The sequence below is a fragment of the Pseudomonas sp. NFPP02 genome (genome assembly GCF_900119355.1).
GTDB lineage: Bacteria > Pseudomonadota > Gammaproteobacteria > Pseudomonadales > Pseudomonadaceae > Aquipseudomonas > Aquipseudomonas paracarnis.
This window is the reverse complement of record NZ_FPJI01000003.1, coordinates 28,603-46,915: the sequence shown is the minus strand read 5'-3', so window position 1 is coordinate 46,915 and position 18,313 is coordinate 28,603. Positions and strand designations below refer to the sequence as shown.

The window sequence follows — 18,313 nt, the reverse complement described above, 5'->3', positions numbered from 1 at the left end:
TTGCGGTTTTGGCACGAAACTCGCTCTGACAACGCACCAGATTCATTCCAATAATAAAAAAGGTCGTGTCATGTCATTGACCCTGGAACATGTCTCCCGCGTTGTCGACGGCCAAACCTGGATCGACGACGCCAACCTGCGGTTCGAAGCCGGTTCTTTCAACGTCCTGCTCGGTCGCACCCTGTCCGGCAAGACCAGCCTGATGCGCCTGATGGCCGGCCTGGACAAGCCCGACAGCGGTCGCATCCTGATGAACGGTGTGGATATCACGCAAAAGCCGGTACGCCTGCGCAATGTGTCGATGGTCTACCAGCAGTTCATCAACTACCCGACCATGACCGTGTTCGAGAACATCGCCTCGCCGTTGCGCCAGGCCGGTGTGTCCCAGGAGGTGATCCAGAGCAAGGTGCTGGAAACCGCCAAGATGCTGCGCATCGAGAAATTCCTGCGGCGCCACCCCCTGGAATTGTCCGGTGGCCAGCAACAACGCACCGCCATGGCCCGCGCCCTGGTGAAAGATGCCGAACTGATTCTGTTCGATGAGCCGCTGGTCAACCTGGACTACAAACTGCGCGAAGAGCTGCGCCAGGAAATGCGCGAACTGTTCAAGGCGCGCCACACCATCGCGATATATGCCACCACCGAGCCCAACGAAGCCCTGGCCTTGGGTGGCACCACCACCATTCTTCACGAGGGGCGAGTGATTCAGAGCGGCAAGGCCGCCGAGGTCTACCACCAGCCGCAAACCGTCCTTGCCGCTGAACTGTTCTCCGAGCCGCCGATCAACCTGATGCCAGGGCGCATCAGCGGCAACGAAGTGAGCTTCGCCAATTACGTGCATTTCCCACTCAATGTTGACCTGCGTCCTATCGGCGAAGGCGAATTCCGCTTTGGCGTGCGTCCCAGCCATATCAGCCTGGTGCCCAGCAACGATGATGACCTGGAGCTGGCGGTGACCGTGGAAGTCGCCGAAATCAGCGGCTCGGAAACCTTCCTGCATGTGCGCAGTGAGCATTTCCTGCTGGTGCTGCACCTGCCGGGGGTGCATGAATACGATGTCGACGCGCCGATCCGCGTGTATATCCCCACCCATAAACTGTTTGTGTTCGATGGTCAGGGCCGCTTGGTCCAGGCCCCCGGACGCCGTGTCGCGAGGGTTGCCTGATGGCCGAGATCCATTTGCGCAACCTGGCCCATAGCTACAGCCCTACGCCTACAGGGCCAGAAGACTACGCCATTCGGGAAATGAATCATGTGTGGGAGCAGGGCGGTGCCTACGCCTTGCTCGGGCCGTCGGGCTGCGGCAAGTCCACGCTGCTCAATATCATTTCCGGCCTGCTCAGCCCGTCCGAAGGCCAGGTGCTGTTCGATACCCAAGTCGTCAACGACTTGACCCCGGAAAAGCGCAATATCGCCCAGGTGTTCCAGTTCCCGGTGGTGTACGACACCATGACGGTGTTCGACAACCTGGCGTTCCCGCTGCGCAACCAGGGCATGGCCGAAGCGAAAATTCACAGCAAGGTGCAGGAGATCGCCGAAGTCCTCGACTTGCAAAACCTGCTGAGCAAAAAAGCCCGTAACCTCACCGCCGACGAAAAACAGAAAGTCTCCATGGGCCGTGGCCTGGTACGCGATGACGTGTCGGCGATCCTGTTCGACGAGCCGCTGACGGTGATCGACCCGCACCTGAAGTGGAAACTGCGGCGCAAGCTCAAGCAGATTCACGAGCAGTTCAATATCACCATGGTCTACGTCACCCACGATCAACTGGAGGCCTCCACCTTCGCCGACAAGATCGCGGTGATGTACGGCGGGCAGATTGTGCAGTTCGGTACGCCGCGTGAATTGTTTGAGCGGCCCAGCCACACCTTTGTCGGTTACTTCATCGGTAGCCCTGGGATGAATCTGATCGAGGTGCAAGCCAAGGCTGGCGGTGTAGGGTTCGCCAATACCCTGTTGCCGCTGTCCGAAGCGATGCAGCAACGTCTCGACACCACCGACTACAAAAAGCTCCAGGTCGGCATTCGTCCGGAATTTATCCACGTGTGGGACGAGTACAACCCTGACGCCCTGCAAGCCGACGTCGTACATGTGGAAGACCTCGGCACCTACAAGATCATGACCCTCAACCTCGATGGCGCCACCCTCAAGGTGCGCCTGGCCGAGGACAAACCGGTACCGGAAGGCAAGGCCTCCGTCAGCTTCCCCGCGCAATGGCTGATGCTCTACGCCGACGATTATTTGCTGGAGGTGGCGCCATGAACAAGGTGCAGAACAACAAGGCCTGGTGGCTGGTGCTGCCGGTGTTCCTGCTGGTGGCGTTCAGTGCAGTGATCCCGATGATGACCGTGGTCAACTATTCGGTGCAGGACATTTTCGACCAATCCAGCCGCTATTTCGTCGGGGCCGACTGGTACAAGCAGGTGCTGCTCGACCCACGCCTGCACGACTCGCTGCTGCGCCAGTTCATCTACTCGGCCTGCGTGCTGTTGATCGAGATCCCGCTGGGCATCGCCATCGCCCTGACCATGCCCACCAAGGGCCGCTGGTCCTCGCTGGTGCTGATCATCCTCGCCATTCCCTTGCTGATTCCGTGGAACGTGGTCGGCACTATCTGGCAGATTTTTGGCCGTGCCGACATCGGCCTGCTGGGCTCGACCCTCAACGCCATGGGCATCAGCTACAACTATGCGGCCAACACCATGGACGCCTGGGTCACCGTGCTGGTGATGGACGTGTGGCACTGGACCTCACTGGTGGCGCTGCTGTGCTACTCAGGTTTAAGGGCCATTCCGGACGTGTACTACCAGGCCGCGCGGATTGATCGTGCATCGGCCTGGGCGGTGTTCCGACATATCCAGTTGCCGAAGATGAAAAGCGTGCTGCTGATCGCGGTGATGCTGCGCTTCATGGACAGCTTCATGATCTACACCGAACCTTTCGTGCTCACCGGCGGCGGACCGGGTAATGCCACCACCTTCCTGAGTCAGACGCTTACTCAAATGGCCGTCGGCCAATTCGACCTGGGCCCGGCGGCGGCGTTTTCCCTGGTGTACTTCCTGATCATCCTGTTGGTGTCCTGGCTGTTCTACACCGCCATGACCCATTCCGACGCCAACCGCTGAGGCCGCCAGCATGAGCAAACGCAAGCTAATTCCATTACTGATCTACATCCTGTTCCTGCTGGTGCCGATCTACTGGCTGTTGAACATGTCCTTCAAGAGCAACACCGAAATCCTCGGCGGCTTGACCCTGTTTCCGCAGGATTTCACCTTGGCCAACTACAAGGTGATCTTCACCGACCCAAGCTGGTACACGGGCTACCTCAACTCGCTGTACTACGTGAGTCTGAACACGGTGATCTCCCTGAGTGTGGCGTTGCCGGCGGCCTATGCGTTCTCGCGCTACCGCTTCCTCGGTGACAAGCACTTGTTCTTCTGGCTGCTCACCAACCGCATGGCGCCGCCGGCGGTGTTCCTGCTGCCGTTCTTCCAGCTGTATTCATCCATTGGCCTGTTCGATACGCACATCGCCGTGGCGTTGGCCCATTGCCTGTTCAACGTGCCGTTGGCGGTGTGGATCCTGGAAGGTTTCATGTCCGGCGTGCCCAAGGAAATCGACGAAACCGCCTACATCGATGGCTATAGTTTTCCCAAGTTCTTTGTGAAGATTTTTATTCCGTTGATCGGCTCCGGCATCGGCGTCACGGCGTTTTTCTGCTTTATGTTTTCCTGGGTCGAACTGCTGCTGGCGCGCACCCTGACTTCGGTCAACGCCAAGCCCATCGCGGCGGTGATGACCCGCACGGTGTCAGCATCGGGGATTGATTGGGGCGTCCTGGCGGCAGCGGGCGTGTTGACTATCCTCCCTGGCATGTTGGTGATCTGGTTTGTTCGCAACCATGTGGCCAAGGGCTTTGCCCTGGGCCGGGTCTAGAGGAATCGATGATGGAATGGATGGCCTGGACCACCCCCACTGCGCTGTTTTTTGGCGGTATCGCCCTGATTCTGGCGGGCATGACCACCTGGGAGCTGCGCTCGCCGAGCATCCCCCGGCGCGGGCTGCTGCCGATCAGCACCACCCGTGGCGATCGCTTGTTTATCGGTCTTCTCGGCAGCGCCTACCTGCATTTGCTGGTGATCGGCGTTACCGACTGGAGCATCTGGGTGGCGTCCGCGCTCTCCCTGGTATGGCTGTTGAGTGTGATGCGTTGGGGCTAGCTGTGCACGGGCTTGTGTGGCGAGGGAGCTTGCTCCCGCTGGAGTGCGCAGCACTCCCAAACCGATAACCGACTCGGATATCTATTTTGGGGCCGCTTCGCAGCCCAGCGGGAGCAAGCTCCCTCGCCACAGCAAGCTCGCTCCTACAAGCCCCGTTTGAAATTAACCTGGAGGTCTCTATGTTGAATAAAAACAATAAGCTGCGACATAGCATTTCATTGGCCGCCGTACTGGCCCTCAGTGGTTTGAGCGCTTCGGCCTGGGCCGATGCGTATGAAGATGCCGCGAAAAAATGGATCGGCAGCGAGTTCAAACCCTCGACCCTTACCGAAGCCCAGCAGCTTGAAGAGTTGAAGTGGTTTATCAAGGCGTCGGAGCCGTTCCGTGGGATGAAGATCAACGTGGTGTCGGAAACCCTCACCACCCACGAGTACGAATCCAAGGTGCTGGCCAAGGCCTTCAGTGAAATCACCGGCATCAAGCTGACCCACGACCTGCTGCAGGAAGGCGACGTGGTGGAGAAGCTGCAAACCCAGATGCAGTCCGACAAGAACATCTATGACGGCTGGGTCAACGATTCCGACTTGATCGGTACGCACTTTCGCTACGGCAAGACCGAATCCATCACCGACCTGATGGCCAACGAAGGCAAGGATTTCACCTCGCCCACCCTGGACCTCAAGGACTTTATCGGCCTATCTTTCACCACCGCGCCGGACGGCAAGATCTACCAGTTGCCCGACCAGCAGTTCGCCAACCTCTACTGGTTCCGCGCCGACTGGTTCGAGCGGCCGGAGCTGAAGGCCAAGTTCAAGGAGAAATACGGCTACGACCTTGGCGTGCCGGTGAACTGGTCGGCTTATGAAGACATCGCCAAGTTCTTCAGCGAAGACGTCAAGGAAATCGACGGCAAGCGCATTTATGGGCACATGGACTACGGCAAGAAAGACCCGTCCCTGGGCTGGCGTTTCACCGATGCCTGGTTCTCCATGGCCGGCGGCGGCGACAAAGGCTTGCCCAACGGTTTGCCGGTGGACGAGTGGGGCATCCGTGTAGAGGATTGCCACCCGGTGGGCTCCAGCGTCACCCGCGGCGGCGACACCAACGGCCCGGCGGCAGTATTCGCCACGCAGAAATACGTGGACTGGATGAAAGCCTACGCGCCACCGGAAGCGGCGGGCATGACCTTCTCCGAATCCGGCCCGGTGCCGTCCCAGGGCAACATCGCCCAGCAGATCTTCTGGTACACCGCGTTTACCGCCGACATGGTCAAACCGGGCCTGCCGGTGGTGAATGCCGACGGTACGCCGAAATGGCGCATGGCACCGTCCCCAGTCGGGCCGTATTGGGAAAAGGGCATGAAGAAGGGCTATCAGGACGTAGGTTCCTGGACCTTCCTCAAGTCCACGCCCGAAAAGCAGAAACTCGCGGCCTGGCTCTACGCGCAATTCGTGACCTCAAAAACGGTGTCGCTGAAGAAAACCATCGTTGGCCTGACGCCGATTCGTGAGTCCGATATCAACTCCCAGGCCATGACCGACATGGCGCCCAAACTCGGGGGGCTGGTGGAGTTCTACCGCAGCCCGGCCCGCACCGAGTGGTCCCCGACGGGCACCAACGTGCCGGACTACCCGCGCCTGGCGCAACTGTGGTGGAGCAATATCGCCGCAGCGGCCAGCGGCGAGAAGACCCCGCAACAGGCGCTGGACAACCTGGCCAAGGAGCAGGATGCGATCATGACGCGCCTGGAACGCTCCAAGGTGCAACCGGTGTGCGGCCCGAAAATGAACCCCGAGCGTGACGCGCAATACTGGTTCGACCAGCCGGGTGCACCGAAGCCGAAACTGGCCAACGAAAAGCCCAAGGGCGAAACCGTGAACTACAACGACCTGCTCAAGCAGTGGGAGGCGGCGCGTAAGTAACAGCGCCATCTCAACCCCTGTAGGAGCGAGCTTGCTCGCGAAGAACTCACCGACGCCGCGTTTATTCAGGAAGCACGCGTTATCGTTGACGTTTTTCGCGAGCAAGCTCGCTCCTACAGGCATTTTTTGGTTTTGTGAGCCCTGACAAACGACCGCTTATCCCTCCCAACCCAACCTCATTTGAATTTTCCGCACGCCCCGAGGCTCTGCATTTTAGAAGCGCGTGATGTTGAGCGCTCTTGCGGGGCCACCTTGTGGGAGGCCCGTTGTAACGGACTTTGCGGAAACTGCCATCATGACACTCCTTACAGCGCTGTCTGGCCAGCCGGCCTCTCTCACCGACTCGGCCCAGGGCCGCCATCAACGGGTCTACCAACAGCTGCATGGCGAAACCCAAGACGCCACCGAACTGGCGCGTGAATACCTGCACGATCAATTGGCCCTGGTAGAGGACACCGACTGCGACTTGCCTGAGGCGCCCGAACAGCTGATGGCCTGGGTCGAGCAACGCTGCGCCGAGGTGGCCCAGGCCTATGCCGACTACCTTGAGCAGCGCCAGCAAGGGGGGCCACGACGGTATTTCCAGAACAAGGCCCATGCGTTGTACTTTCTGCAGCGCGTGGCACCCACCAAACAGGTCGACGGCGCCTGGCTCTATGGCTTGCTGCGCTATTGGCAAGACCAGCGCTTCGACGGCCTGCTCACCACTTACCTGGAAGAATTGGGCGACGGTGAAGCCGCGCAGAACCATGTGGTGATCTACCGCAAGTTGCTCAGCGAACACGATGCCGACAGCGAAGCCGGCCTTGAGGATGACCATTACCTGCAAGGCGCGCTGCAACTGGCGCTTGGCGTGTGCGCCGACGAGTTCCTGCCGGAGGTCATTGGCTTCAACCTGGGTTACGAGCAACTGCCGCTGCACCTGTTGATCACCGCCTATGAACTCAGTGAGCTAGGCATCGACCCTTATTACTTCACGCTGCATGTCACCATCGACAACGCCAGCAGTGGCCACGCGTGCAAAGCTGCACAATCGGTGCTGAACCTGTTGCCGCTGGGCGAGGGCAGGGCAGACTTCTATCGCCGTGTGGCGGCAGGCTACCGTCTGAATGATTTGGGCCTGGGTACCACGTCTATCATCAAACAATTCAACTTGCAGGACGAGGTGGTGGCGATGCTTGAGCGCAAGCGCGCCTTCGGCCAGCACATGCATTCGGACTATTGCCGCTTCGAAGGGCAGACCGTGAACCAATGGCTGGCCCAGCCTGGGCAGATCGGCGCGTTCCTCAAGGCCCTCGAAGACAAAGGCTGGATCAAACACAACCAGGACCCCGCCAACAGCCGCTTCTGGCAATTGATCGAGGGCGCTGGCGCCGCGATGTTCGGGGTGTTCAGCGGTTATGAAAAACAACTGATCCATGACTGGATTGCGGGTGAATGGGTTACCAGCGAACGCGTGCCGCCCGTGCGGCCGGGACGCGGCAGCCGGTTTTCCCGCGAGCAGCATCGTCCCGCGGATCCTGATACCCAGGCCCTGGCGGAGTCATTGTGCAACTTGCCCGATGTGCAGCAGCTCAATGCACTGATCCCGTGGCTGTCGGCACGCCGTCACTGCACGCCTGCCGGGCTGTATGCCACTCGCCGCTTTATCCAACTGCGTGCGCGCCTGCGCTAAGGAATGTGCCTATGTCTGCGCAACAACTGGCTGATCGTGCCTTGTTGAATTTGGGCCGGGGGTTGAAGGAGGGTGGTTATCGCTTTATCACGCCAACGCCCTTGACCCATGAGCGTGTCTATCGGCGGCTGGCGACGCCCCTGGCAATGACGCTGCGCGATGTGTTCGGTTGGTCGATGCCGTTCGATCAAGGCTTGTTGCCCGAGGCCCTGCGCGAAGAACTGCAGCAAGCGGATGTGATCGAAAAGCACGGCGCGTTATGGCGCAGCGCAGTGCGTTGGTCGAGCCTCGACGGGCTGCTGTTCGCCCATTCGCCTTATCCCACCGACCAGGCGGACGCGGTGTTTTTCGGCCCCGACAGCTACCGCTTTGCCCACGTGATCGAAGCCTATCTGCAACAGCGTTTCGAGCCGCTCAAGCGCGCTGTAGACATTGGCTGTGGCGCCGGCGTCGGTGCGCTGGTGATTGCTAAAGCCCGGCATGACGCCCAGGTGCTGGCGGTGGATATCAACCCCCGTGCCCTGCGCATGACCGCGGTGAATGCCGAGCTGGCCGCGCTGAATAACGTCAGCGTGTACCACAGTGATGTGCTGGCCAGTGTGGAGGGCGAATTCGACCTGATCGTCGCTAACCCGCCGTACATGAAAGATGACCGCCAGCGCGCCTATCGCCATGGCGGCGGCGCCTTGGGGGAGCAGTTGTCGCTGCGCATCGTCAGTGAGTCCATCGGGCGCCTGGCCCTGGGCGGTAGCCTGTTGCTGTATACCGGGGTGGCGATGGTGGCCGGCAGCGATCCCTTCCTGGAGGCCGTCAAGCCGCTGCTGGGCAGCGACGCCTACGGCTGGACCTACCGCGAACTGGACCCGGACGTCTTCGGTGAAGAACTGGAAAAGCCAGGCTATGAGCAGGTGGAGCGCATCGCCGTGGTCGCACTGACTGTCACCCGATTGCGCTGAATACCCGATGCTCACCTTTGGCATTGAAGAGGAATACTTCATCACCGACCTGCACAGCCGCCAGATGGTCGGCGAGCCCTCGGCGGCAGTGCTGGCGGCCTGTCGCGAAGCGATTGGCGCGGGCTTCTCGTTTGAGATGTTCCAGGGCCAGATCGAGGCGGCCTCTCCGGTGTTCACCTCCAGCGCCGAAGCGGCGGACTACTTCCGGGCAGTGCGCGGCAACCTGGCGCAATCCCTGGCTGAGTTCGGCCTCGGTGTGGTGTGCGCCGGCAGCCACCCCCTGGCCGATTGGCGTGGGCAGCGGCCAACCGATCAGGCGCATTTCCGGCACCTGTTCGACGATATTCAATATGTAGCGCGGCGCAGTGTGTTGTGCGGGCTGCATGTGCATGTGCAGGTGCCGCACACGCTGGACCGTATCGCGGTGATGAACCAGGTGTCGCCGTGGTTGCCGTTGTTGCTGCTGCTCAGTTGCTCGTCCCCCTTCTGGGACGGCGCGCCCAGCGGCTTCATGAGCTACCGCCAGGCCGCGTGCGACGAATGGCCCCGCATGGGCGTGCCGGAACACTTCAGCGATTGGGCCGAGTACCAGCGCTACCTGGTCATGTTGCAGCGCATCGGCGCGATCAAGGCCGATGGCAATGGCTGGTGGGGCATCCGCCCCGCGGCGCGTTACCCCACCCTGGAACTTCGCATGACCGACGCCTGCCCACGGTTGGCGGATGCCTTGGCCCTCGCCACGCTGTTTCGGGTAATGATCGCCCATGCCTGCGCGATGCAGCGCCCTGGCGCCAGGTTCAGTGCCGAGGCGCGCTGGCTGCTCAAGGAAAATCGCTGGCAGGCCAAGCGTTATGGTGCCGCCGGCACCTTCGCGTTGGACGACGCAGGCACCCTGGGCAGCGCTGAGCAATGGCTGCAGTGCGCCCGGCAGACCTTTGCCGCCACCGCAGAGGCCATGGGCGAGCCGCTGCTGTTCGATACCCTGCAGGCGCTGCTGCGACGCGGCAACAGCGCGGCCGAGCAGTTGCGCCTGCAGGCCCAGGCCCAGGCGAGCGGCGCCGATGCGCTTGCCAGCTTGCGCCAGGTAGTCGACCTGCTGTTGGCCCAGACTCGCGGCGACCATTGATCGGGTCTTGATCGAGGTTGATGGAACACTGATGGTCTTGCTCCGCCCTTAATCAGTAACCCCTCAACGGCAGGAGCGCAGAGCATGCGAGCGATGACTTACCAGGGCGCACACAAGGTGCAGGTGGATACCGTGCCCGATCCGATCATTGAACAACCCGACGACATCATTCTGCGGGTCACCGCCACCGCGATCTGTGGCTCGGACCTGCACCTGTACCGGGGCAAGATCCCGACCGTGGAGCACGGCGATATCTTCGGCCATGAGTTCATGGGCATCGTCGAAGAAACCGGCCCGGCCGTCACCGCCGTGCAACGCGGCGACCGTGTGGTGATTCCGTTCGTGATTGCCTGTGGCGATTGCTTTTTCTGCCAGCTCCAGCAATTCGCCGCCTGCGAAACCACCAACGATGGGCGCGGTGCGATCCTGAATAAAAAAGCCATCCCACCGGGTGCCGCGCTGTTTGGCTACAGCCGCCTGTATGGCGGTATTCCCGGCGGTCAGGCGGAGTGGGTGCGGGTGCCCAAGGCCAATACCGGGCCGTTCAAGGTGCCCGGCACCCTGGCGGATGAGAAGGTGCTGTTCCTCTCCGATATCCTGCCCACCGCTTGGCAGGCAGTGACCAACGCTGGCATCGGCAAAGGCTCCAGCGTGGCCATCTATGGTGCCGGGCCCGTGGGCCTGCTCAGTGCGGCATGCGCGCAGATGCTGGGTGCCGAGCAGATCTTCATGGTCGACGACCATCCGTATCGTTTGGCCTACGCGCAGAAAACCTACGGCGTGATCCCGATCAACTTCGAAGAAGACGAAGACCCGGCGGACACCATCATCCGCCAGACCGCCGGTATGCGCGGCGTCGATGGTGTGGTGGACGCGGTGGGTTTCGAGGCCAAGGGCAGCACCACGGAAACCCTGCTCACCGCGCTCAAGATCGAGGGCAGCAGCGGCAAGGCGCTGCGCCAGTGCATCGCCGCCGTACGTCGCGGTGGTGTGGTCAGCGTCGCCGGGGTGTATGCCGGGTTTATCCATGGCTTCATGTTTGGCGATGCTTTCGACAAGGGCCTGACCTTCAAGATGGGCCAGACCCATGTGCAGCGGTTCTTACCGGAGTTGTTGGAGCACATCGAGCTGGGGCATCTGCATCCGGAGGCGATCATCACTCACAGGCTGCCCCTGGAGCAGGCGGCGCGGGGGTATGAGCTGTTTGATAAAGCCGAGGAGGAATGCCGCAAGGTGATCCTGCTGCCGGGTGGGAGCGACCGGCCGCTGACCGAGCCGCTGGACGAACTGACCCCTGAGTTGCGCGTACAAAGCGTTCCCGGGTTCTAGGCCAATAACCGGAAAAATGTGGGAGCTGGTTTGCCTGCTATAGCGGTGGTTCAGTTGAATATTCAGTGACTGTCACGCCGCCTTCGCGGGCAAGCCCGCTCCCACAGGGGATCTGTGCCGGACGCTGATTTTGTGGGCGATGCATGACCAATGTGGGAGCTGGTTCTTCTTTGCTTCGACAGTGGTGTTTCCCACATTAACCGGTGTCAGGCTGCGGCTTGCGGCTGGATGCGCAATTCACCTTCGACATCTTTGACCAACCCGCTGGCGACAAACAGCGGCGCCAGGCGTTTGTGCCACTGTGGCTCGACAAACTCCTTGACTGTATCCAGCGCCAACGTTCCACTGAGCGGCAGCTCGGCCTTGGTGTACGACAACCATGCCTTCTTCAACGCCATCAACACATCACTCCCCGCCGTCGAAGCGAAGCGACGGTGCACCGGCTTACCCTCGAAGGTGAAGGTGTGTTGGAACTCATAGCCGCTTTCATCGCCGCCGTTGGCCGTGCAGCGCACGCAGGTGCAAGGGCCGTCGCCGAAGGCGCTGCGCAGGTAGGCGTTGAAGTCCACCACGGGCTTGAGTGACAGGCGCTTATCAACCTCGAACAGGTCCCCGGTCATTTTTTCGTCAGTGTTCAACGTCCATTTCCTCGCAGTCGGTTGCTGTGTTTCAAAGCGCGGCACAATACCAGCCGAGCGTGGGTTTGGGGATTATTTGCGTCGTGGGAGGGTCAGCGGAAGAACTCACCGGGGGTGGAATCGAACTGCTGACGAAATGCATTGATAAAGGCTGAGGTCGATTCATAGCCACACCCCAATGCCACATCCGTCACCCGCTCGCCTTGTTCCAGGGCGGGCAGGGCGCTCAACAGGCGCAGGCGCTGGCGCCACGCGCGGAATGTCAGCCCGGTGTCACTCAGGAACACCCGACTGAGGGTCTTTTCGCTGACCCCCAGTTTGCGGCTCCACTCGCCCAAGGTGGTCTGCTGCTCGGGGTGCAGGTTCAGGCTGCGGTAGATCTGTCGCAGCCGTGGGTCGTGAGGCAGCGGCAACATCAAATCCACCTGGGGTGCGGCGGCGAGCTGATCGAGCAGTACCTGAGCCAGGCGCCCGTCCGGCCCGTCCTCGGTATATTCCACCGGCAATTGGCTGAAGTTGCGGATCAGCTCGCGTAGCAAACTGCTCACCTCCAGCACCTGGCAACGCTCGGCGGCCCACGCGGTGACGCTGCAATCGAGGTACAAGCTGCGCATCTCCGTATGGGGCGAACTGAACACACGATGGGGCATGCCGGCCGGAATCCATACGGCGCGCTGCGGTGGCGCGACGAAACGACCGACGCTGGTCTGGATCTCCAGCACCCCGGAAATCGCGTAGGACAACTGCACCCACGGGTGGCTGTGGCGTCGTGTCAGCGCCCGGTTGGGCAAGGATTCAGTACGCCCGTACACCGGCCTCGGCAGGCTGGAAAGCCCAGGTACACTGCGGCGCACGGCTTTTTCATGTCCTTTAGGCGGCATTTACTGGCTCATTGGCGTTAGTCGGTAACAGGTGGTTACGTTAGAGTCGTCGCGACGCTCTTGGCAACCCCTGGATGAATTGCTTATGACCCGGCCCCGGTTTCTCCCCGACAACTTCACCCTCACCCTGATCGCAACGGTGATCCTCGCCTCACTGCTGCCCGCCAGCGGCCAGACCGCCGTGGCGTTCGGCTGGGTCACCAACCTGGCCATCGCGCTGCTGTTTTTCCTGCACGGCGCCAAGCTGTCGCGCAAGGCCATCGTCGCCGGTGCCGGCCACTGGCGTTTGCATTTGCTGGTGTTCAGCCTGACCTTCGTACTGTTTCCGTTGCTGGGCCTGGCGCTCAAGCCAGTGCTGTCGCCGTTGATCGGCAACGAGCTGTACATGGGCATGCTCTACCTCTGCGCCTTGCCGGCCACTGTGCAATCGGCGATTGCCTTTACCTCCCTGGCCCGCGGCAATATCCCGGCGGCCATCTGCAGCGCGGCGGCGTCCAGCCTGTTCGGCATCTTCCTGACGCCGCTGCTGGTAGCGCTGCTGCTCAACGTGCATGGGGATGGCGGCTCCACAGTCGATGCGATTGTCAAAATCAGCGTGCAGTTGTTGCTGCCGTTCATTGCCGGGCAAGTCGCCAGCCGCTGGATTGGGGGCTGGGTCGGGCGTAACAAAGCCTGGCTGAAATTCGTCGATCAGGGCTCGATTCTGTTGGTGGTCTACGGCGCCTTCAGCGAGGCGGTCAATGAGGGCATCTGGCACCAGATCCCGCTGTGGGAATTGGGCGGGTTGGTGGTGGCCTGCTGCGTGTTGCTGGCCCTGGTGTTGGTGGCGTCGACGCTGCTGGGCAAGGCGTTTGGTTTTAACCAGGAAGACCGCATCACCATCCTGTTCTGCGGCTCGAAGAAAAGCCTGGCGACCGGCGTGCCGATGGCGCAGGTGCTGTTTGCCGGGGCGAGCATGGGGGTGTTGATTTTGCCGTTGATGCTGTTTCACCAGATCCAGTTGATGGTCTGCGCGGCGTTGGCCCAACGCTATGCCCAGCGGCCGGAGAGCATTCCTGAATTGATGGGGCAGGTAGATCCGTGATGCACCTCTCATTCGCGGGTAAATAAGCTCAAGTTAACCGGCGTGCCGACGACTTACTTCTTAACTAACCCAAGAAGGAGTGTCGGCATGAACGTTCGTCGTGTTGCGGTAATGACTGGCCTCCTGGGCCTGTGGGCAAGTACCTGCGGCGCCGCCCAGACCGTGGGGCAGGGCACCATCAGGTTCAGCGGCGCGATTGTCGAGTCAGGGTGTGCGACAAATGCGCGCAGCGGCTCGGTAATGGAACTGCGCGGTTGCGCCCAATCCAGTCGTGGCAGCCGAATCGAGGTGCGCAGTGTCGCGCCGGTGGTCAGCGTCGACGCACCCCATGTGCGGCTGGTAGCGGACACCGGCGAGGGGCGCTATTACGATCAGCGGTACGTGCTGGTAGACCGCGCCGGCAAGCTGATTCAGTCGGGCAATTACGTGATTACCATGACCTCGCCATAAACCCTGGGGCGACGATCCGCAGCAACAGCGGTGCGAGAAACCTATAGAATGCTCGGCGGCGGCGCTTGTCCTGGGTGGCCGCTTGATCACTGTCAGAGTACCGCGCCCGTCAATGAGCCTTTCAGCCGCAACCCCCCAAGCCAATTGGCAACCGGTCATCGCCCTCGCGCTGGCCGCGTTTGTGTTCAATACCACCGAATTCGTCCCCGTCGGGCTGCTCAGCGCCATTGGTGCCAGCTTTGACATGCCCGTGGCCAGCGTCGGCCTGATGCTCACCATCTACGCGTGGATTGTGTCGCTGACCTCGCTGCCGGTGATGCTGCTGACCCGCAACGTCGAACGGCGCAAATTGCTGATTGTGCTGTTCGGTCTGTTTATCGCCAGCCATATTCTCTCCAGCGTGGCCACCAGCTTCGGCTTGCTGATGGTCAGTCGGGTCGGCATCGCCCTGGCCCATGCGTTGTTCTGGTCGATCACGGCTTCGCTGGCTGTACGCCTGGCGCCAGAGGGCAAGCAGGTGCAGGCCCTTGGTTTGCTGGCCACCGGCACGTCCCTGGCGATGGTACTGGGCATTCCGTTAGGCCGTCTGTTGGGCGAGGCCATGGGCTGGCGTACCACCTTTCTGGTGATCGCCGCGTTCGCCGCCGCCCTGGTGTTCTGGCTGGCGCGCACCTTGCCGCTGCTGCCCAGCCAGAACTCCGGCTCCCTGCGCAGCCTGCCGCTGCTGTTCAAGCGCCCGGCGCTGGTGGCGCTCTACGTGCTGACCGCAATGACCGTCACCGCGCAATTCACCGCCTACAGTTACATCGAACCCTTCGTCGAAGGCGTCGCCGGCCTGGGCGGCAGTGCCGTGACCCTGATCCTGCTGGTGTTCGGTGGTGCTGGCATCATCGGCTCGTTGTTGTTCAGCCTGGTGCATCGCTTCAACCCCCACCTGTTCGTGATCGGCGCAGTGTCTATCCTCGCCGCGTGCCTGGCGCTGATGCTGCCGTTGAGCGGCGCCGAGTCTTACCTGGTGGGGCTGAGCATTTTCTGGGGCATGGCGATCATGGGGTTTGGCCTGGCCATGCAGTCCAAGGTGCTGGTGTTGGCACCGGATGCCACGGATGTGGCCATGGCGATGTTTTCCGGGATCTACAACATTGGCATCGGCGGCGGCGCGTTGATGGGCAGTTGGGTGGGCAGCCACTTCGGCTTCGCCTGGATCGGCGCGGCGGGCGGTTTGCTGGCGGGGCTGGCGTTGGTGGGGTATTGCCTGGCGATTCGGCGGTTTGGGCAGGGTGGTGCCCCGATGCCAAGCTGATCGCCCCGTATCTACCGGATAACTACAGACTAAGTGTGGGAGCCGGCTTGCCTGCGATGGCGGTGTGTCAGCCACTGCATCTGTTGCTGCACGACCGCTTTCGCAGGCAAGCCAGCTCCCACATTTGATCTTCACTGCCTTGAGCAATGCGTTCGCTTGACTGACTGTCCTACGCCACCGGAATCAACGGATCGGCCGCTGCCAACGCCGCCGCTCTCTCTGCCATCGGTGGGTAGATCCACACGCTATTGATCTGCTGTTTGAGTTCCTTGGCTTCCTGGCCCACCAGCTTGAGCTGACGGTCCCAGCCTTCGGTGTACACCGCGCCCCAAGCGCCGAGGTCGAGGCAGGTGACGTATTTGGGTTGGCTGTAGGCCATGGGGGCCACGCCGATCAGATCGGCGGCGACGTTGTTGCCGGCGTAGCGGCCCAGCGCGATGGCGTGCTGGCAGGACATGGCAGCGAAGTTGCCCAGCGCGTCAGTGGCGGCGTAGGCCACGTCGCCAGCGGCGAAGATGGCAGCCTGGCCCTTGACCTTGAGGTGGGCGTCCACGTGCAGGCGGCCCTGGGGATCGCGGGTGCCCTCAATCTGTTCGGTCAGGGGGTTGGCGCGAAAGCCGATGGTCCAGATCACGGTGCTCGATTCAATCCGCTGTCCATCCGCCAGGGTCACGCCACCGGCATCCACCGAGGCGACCGAGGTGTTCAGTACCCATTCAAGCCCCAGTGCCTGGCTGGCTTCGATGATCGATGGGCGTATGCCATCGCCCATCGATGCGGCAATCTGCGGCCCGCGGTCGACCACGATCACACGGATGTTGGCCGTCTCACCCAGTGCGCCACGCAGGCGCGCCGGCATTTCGGTGGCGGTCTCGATACCGGTGAAGCCGCCGCCGGCCACCACCACGGTATTGCGGGCCGGGCTGTCGGGCAGGTTTTTCAGGGCGTTGATATGGGCTTCAAGGTGCGCCGCGTCTTCGATCTGATCCACATCGAACACATGTTCGATGCCGTCCATGCCGGGGCGGTTCAAGCGGCTGCCGGCGGCCACTACCAGGCGATCGTAGGCGAGGGTGGCCGGGATGCCGGCCGCGTTGCGGTAGGTCACTTGCTTATTAGTGGCGTCGATGCTGTCGGCGGCGCCTTGCACAAAGGTCACGCCTACGGCGTCGAACAGCGCATCAAGCGGGGCCAGCATGGTATGCACATCGGGCTCGTAGAACCGCGGGCGGATACGCAGCTCCGCTTGGGGGGCGAGCAGGCTGATGTGCACATCGTTGCGGTCGTGTTTATCCAGTAGCCGAGCCGCGCTCAAGGCGCTCCACACGCCACCGAACCCGGCGCCAATGATCAGAATGTGTTGTTTCATGGGGTTGCTCCAGAGACCAGATAAGCCGCAAGGCATTGCCGGATCACTGTAAAAGCAGCAGGGTCTGTCCGAAAGGACATATAACCCTGGATGACTGCCACCTCTGCCGGCCTAGCGGGAAAAGCGCTCGCGGTAGTCGCGCGGTGAGATGGCCAGGTGGCGGTGGAAGGTGCAGCGCATGCGTTCCTCATCGCCAAACCCGCAAAGCCCGGCGATCTGGTCGATGCTGCGCTGGGAGTCTTCGAGCATGCGGCGCGCCGCTTCCATGCGAAACAGTTCGATGGCCTTGGCCGGGGTGCGACCGGTTTTTTGCTTATAGACCCGGGCAAAGTTGCGTGGGCTCATATGGCTCTGCGCGGCCAGGCGCTCGACGCTGAGGTCGCTGTCGCGCAGGTTGTCGCTGATCCACGCATGCAGCGCATCAAAGCTGGCGCTGTCGGCGGTTTGCGCTTGCAGCACCTGGCTGAACTGCGCCTGGCCACCGGGGCGCTTGAGGAACACCACCAATTCGCGTGCCACTTGCAGCGCCACTTCGCGCCCGCAGTCAGCCTCCACCAGCGCGAGCGCCAGATCGATCCCGGCGCTGACGCCCGCCGAGGTCCACACCTGGCCTTGCTGCACGAAGATCGCGTCCACGTCCACCTCGATGCTCGGGAAACGTTGCTTGAGCAGCTCGCACATGGCCCAATGCGTTGCCGCGCGGCGCCCCTCCAGCAAGCCCGCCAGCGCCAGCAAAAACGTGCCGCTGCACACCGAGGCGGTCCGTCGCGCCTGGCCGGAGGCGTTGCGCAACCAGTCCACCAGCGCGGTATTTTCCAGCATGGCTTGCTCAATGGCCGGCGCGCCGGGTACCACCAGGGTGTCGATGGCAGCGGGGTCAAACTGTGCCAAGGCGACGGTGTCGACGCTCAAGCCCTCGGCGGTCGGCATCAGCCCGCCCGCCAGGCTGGCGTTGTGCAACACATAACCTTGCAAACCGCGCTCGGCCATGGCCTTGGTCGCGGCCCAGAACACCGTCTGGGCGCCAGTCAGGTCGAGCAAGCCCATGTGCGGGTAGGTCAGGAACACCAACGTGCGTGGTTGGGCCAAAGGAGAGAGTGCAGTCATGCGCAGGCCAGCAGCTTTTCCAGTTTTTCCTGATCCCGCGCAAACTGTCGGATCCCTTCGGCACGCAATCGCTCAGCGTATTCCGGGATGGCGCAGGCCTTGAGCAGCAGCGACGGGTTGGTGGTGGCGCCCACGGGCCGCAGGCGGCTGATGGCTTCCAGATTGCCGGTGTCGCAGACCACAGTGGTGAATGGCTTGAGTTGTTCAAGTTTGGACGTCATCGCCGCGTTCTCCGGAAAAGGGCACGGCGCTG

Annotated in this window: 17 protein-coding genes and 1 pseudogene; 13 read left to right on the top strand and 5 right to left on the bottom strand. The window is 61.8% G+C overall.

The genetic code is table 11. From position 1 onward, the window contains the following. Positions 1-70 precede the first annotated feature (70 nt). The 10 genes from BT204_RS06255 (at position 71) to BT204_RS06210 (ending at position 11,228) form a co-directional block, all read left to right on the top strand. Positions 71-1,165, top strand: coding sequence for an ABC transporter ATP-binding protein (locus BT204_RS06255; RefSeq protein ID WP_072446011.1), 1,095 nt, complete (start codon positions 71-73; stop codon positions 1,163-1,165). Continuing rightward, a complete protein-coding gene (locus tag BT204_RS06250; RefSeq protein ID WP_054898271.1) occupies positions 1,165-2,262 on the top strand; it encodes an ABC transporter ATP-binding protein in 1,098 nt (365 codons plus the stop codon). Before BT204_RS06255 ends, BT204_RS06250 begins: the two co-directional genes overlap by 1 nt. Then, a complete protein-coding gene (locus BT204_RS06245; RefSeq protein ID WP_005789024.1) occupies positions 2,259-3,125 on the top strand; it encodes a carbohydrate ABC transporter permease in 867 nt (288 codons plus the stop codon). Before BT204_RS06250 ends, BT204_RS06245 begins: the two co-directional genes overlap by 4 nt. A gap of 10 nt (positions 3,126-3,135) precedes the next feature. Further along, positions 3,136-3,936, top strand: a complete 801-nt coding sequence (locus BT204_RS06240) for a carbohydrate ABC transporter permease (protein WP_003232361.1) — start codon at positions 3,136-3,138, stop codon at positions 3,934-3,936. 11 nt (positions 3,937-3,947) lie between these two features. Next, a complete protein-coding gene (locus BT204_RS06235) occupies positions 3,948-4,220 on the top strand; it encodes a DUF2160 domain-containing protein (protein ID WP_014718862.1) in 273 nt (90 codons plus the stop codon). A 179-nt stretch (positions 4,221-4,399) separates the two neighbouring features. Beyond that, positions 4,400-6,142 carry an ABC transporter substrate-binding protein gene (locus BT204_RS06230; RefSeq protein WP_003192009.1) on the top strand — a complete coding sequence of 581 codons (1,743 nt, stop codon included), beginning with the start codon at positions 4,400-4,402 and terminating at the stop codon, positions 6,140-6,142. 295 nt (positions 6,143-6,437) lie between these two features. Beyond that, positions 6,438-7,817: an iron-containing redox enzyme family protein gene (locus BT204_RS06225; RefSeq protein WP_072446009.1), complete on the top strand. Its 1,380-nt coding sequence runs from the start codon at positions 6,438-6,440 to the stop codon at positions 7,815-7,817. Between the two features lie 11 nt (positions 7,818-7,828). Continuing rightward, complete coding sequence (locus BT204_RS06220; RefSeq protein WP_038450491.1) at positions 7,829-8,773, top strand: methyltransferase; 945 nt, start codon at positions 7,829-7,831, stop codon at positions 8,771-8,773. A 7-nt stretch (positions 8,774-8,780) separates the two neighbouring features. Next, a complete protein-coding gene (locus BT204_RS06215; RefSeq protein ID WP_072446001.1) occupies positions 8,781-9,899 on the top strand; it encodes a carboxylate-amine ligase in 1,119 nt (372 codons plus the stop codon). A gap of 84 nt (positions 9,900-9,983) precedes the next feature. Next, positions 9,984-11,228: a zinc-dependent alcohol dehydrogenase gene (locus tag BT204_RS06210; protein WP_072445999.1), complete on the top strand. Its 1,245-nt coding sequence runs from the start codon at positions 9,984-9,986 to the stop codon at positions 11,226-11,228. Positions 11,229-11,434: 206 nt separating this feature from the next. Here the strand turns inward: BT204_RS06210 and BT204_RS06205 are convergent, their stop codons facing one another. Together BT204_RS06205 and BT204_RS06200 are read right to left on the bottom strand one after the other, a co-directional pair. Further along, positions 11,435-11,866: a hypothetical protein gene (locus tag BT204_RS06205; RefSeq protein WP_072445997.1), complete on the bottom strand. Its 432-nt coding sequence runs from the start codon at positions 11,864-11,866 to the stop codon at positions 11,435-11,437. A gap of 92 nt (positions 11,867-11,958) precedes the next feature. After that, entirely contained in the window at positions 11,959-12,747 is a 789-nt protein-coding gene (locus BT204_RS06200) for an AraC family transcriptional regulator (RefSeq protein ID WP_032896737.1), read from the bottom strand. 85 nt (positions 12,748-12,832) lie between these two features. Between BT204_RS06200 and BT204_RS06195 the strand changes: the two genes are divergently transcribed. The 3 genes from BT204_RS06195 to BT204_RS06185 all read left to right on the top strand — a co-directional run bounded on the left by BT204_RS06195 (position 12,833) and on the right by BT204_RS06185 (position 15,584). Continuing rightward, the gene (locus tag BT204_RS06195) at positions 12,833-13,831 is read left to right on the top strand and encodes a bile acid:sodium symporter family protein (protein WP_034127750.1); all 999 of its coding nucleotides are present in this window, start codon (positions 12,833-12,835) and stop codon (positions 13,829-13,831) included. An 87-nt stretch (positions 13,832-13,918) separates the two neighbouring features. Continuing rightward, complete coding sequence (locus BT204_RS06190; protein WP_034127749.1) at positions 13,919-14,281, top strand: type 1 fimbrial protein; 363 nt, start codon at positions 13,919-13,921, stop codon at positions 14,279-14,281. Between the two features lie 112 nt (positions 14,282-14,393). Beyond that, entirely contained in the window at positions 14,394-15,584 is a 1,191-nt protein-coding gene (locus BT204_RS06185) for a sugar transporter (protein ID WP_047711121.1), read from the top strand. Between the two features lie 169 nt (positions 15,585-15,753). Here BT204_RS06185 and BT204_RS06180 read toward each other — a convergent pair whose 3' ends face one another. The 3 genes and pseudogenes from BT204_RS06180 to BT204_RS06170 all read right to left on the bottom strand — a co-directional run. Beyond that, positions 15,754-16,953, bottom strand: a complete 1,200-nt coding sequence (locus tag BT204_RS06180) for an NAD(P)/FAD-dependent oxidoreductase (RefSeq protein ID WP_072445995.1) — start codon at positions 16,951-16,953, stop codon at positions 15,754-15,756. Positions 16,954-17,064: 111 nt separating this feature from the next. Continuing rightward, positions 17,065-18,060: a GlxA family transcriptional regulator gene (locus tag BT204_RS06175; RefSeq protein WP_072445993.1), complete on the bottom strand. Its 996-nt coding sequence runs from the start codon at positions 18,058-18,060 to the stop codon at positions 17,065-17,067. A gap of 62 nt (positions 18,061-18,122) precedes the next feature. Further along, positions 18,123-18,281: pseudogene (locus tag BT204_RS06170) on the bottom strand (transaldolase family protein); the annotation flags it as partial. Positions 18,282-18,313 lie beyond the last annotated feature (32 nt).

What these genes read in the sequence shown, in the direction of transcription:
- BT204_RS06255 (WP_072446011.1), top strand. Translation starts at nt 71, where the DNA reads ATGTCATTGACCCTGGAACATGTCTCCCGCGTTGTCGACGGCCAAACC.
- BT204_RS06250 (WP_054898271.1), top strand. Translation starts at nt 1,165, where the DNA reads ATGGCCGAGATCCATTTGCGCAACCTGGCCCATAGCTACAGCCCTACG.
- BT204_RS06245 (WP_005789024.1), top strand. Translation starts at nt 2,259, where the DNA reads ATGAACAAGGTGCAGAACAACAAGGCCTGGTGGCTGGTGCTGCCGGTG.
- BT204_RS06240 (WP_003232361.1), top strand. Translation starts at nt 3,136, where the DNA reads ATGAGCAAACGCAAGCTAATTCCATTACTGATCTACATCCTGTTCCTG.
- BT204_RS06235 (WP_014718862.1), top strand. Translation starts at nt 3,948, where the DNA reads ATGGAATGGATGGCCTGGACCACCCCCACTGCGCTGTTTTTTGGCGGT.
- BT204_RS06230 (WP_003192009.1), top strand. Translation starts at nt 4,400, where the DNA reads ATGTTGAATAAAAACAATAAGCTGCGACATAGCATTTCATTGGCCGCC.
- BT204_RS06225 (WP_072446009.1), top strand. Translation starts at nt 6,438, where the DNA reads ATGACACTCCTTACAGCGCTGTCTGGCCAGCCGGCCTCTCTCACCGAC.
- BT204_RS06220 (WP_038450491.1), top strand. Translation starts at nt 7,829, where the DNA reads ATGTCTGCGCAACAACTGGCTGATCGTGCCTTGTTGAATTTGGGCCGG.
- BT204_RS06215 (WP_072446001.1), top strand. Translation starts at nt 8,781, where the DNA reads ATGCTCACCTTTGGCATTGAAGAGGAATACTTCATCACCGACCTGCAC.
- BT204_RS06210 (WP_072445999.1), top strand. Translation starts at nt 9,984, where the DNA reads ATGCGAGCGATGACTTACCAGGGCGCACACAAGGTGCAGGTGGATACC.
- BT204_RS06200 (WP_032896737.1), bottom strand. Translation starts at nt 12,747, where the DNA reads ATGCCGCCTAAAGGACATGAAAAAGCCGTGCGCCGCAGTGTACCTGGG.
- BT204_RS06195 (WP_034127750.1), top strand. Translation starts at nt 12,833, where the DNA reads ATGACCCGGCCCCGGTTTCTCCCCGACAACTTCACCCTCACCCTGATC.
- BT204_RS06190 (WP_034127749.1), top strand. Translation starts at nt 13,919, where the DNA reads ATGAACGTTCGTCGTGTTGCGGTAATGACTGGCCTCCTGGGCCTGTGG.
- BT204_RS06185 (WP_047711121.1), top strand. Translation starts at nt 14,394, where the DNA reads ATGAGCCTTTCAGCCGCAACCCCCCAAGCCAATTGGCAACCGGTCATC.
- BT204_RS06180 (WP_072445995.1), bottom strand. Translation starts at nt 16,953, where the DNA reads ATGAAACAACACATTCTGATCATTGGCGCCGGGTTCGGTGGCGTGTGG.
- BT204_RS06175 (WP_072445993.1), bottom strand. Translation starts at nt 18,060, where the DNA reads ATGACTGCACTCTCTCCTTTGGCCCAACCACGCACGTTGGTGTTCCTG.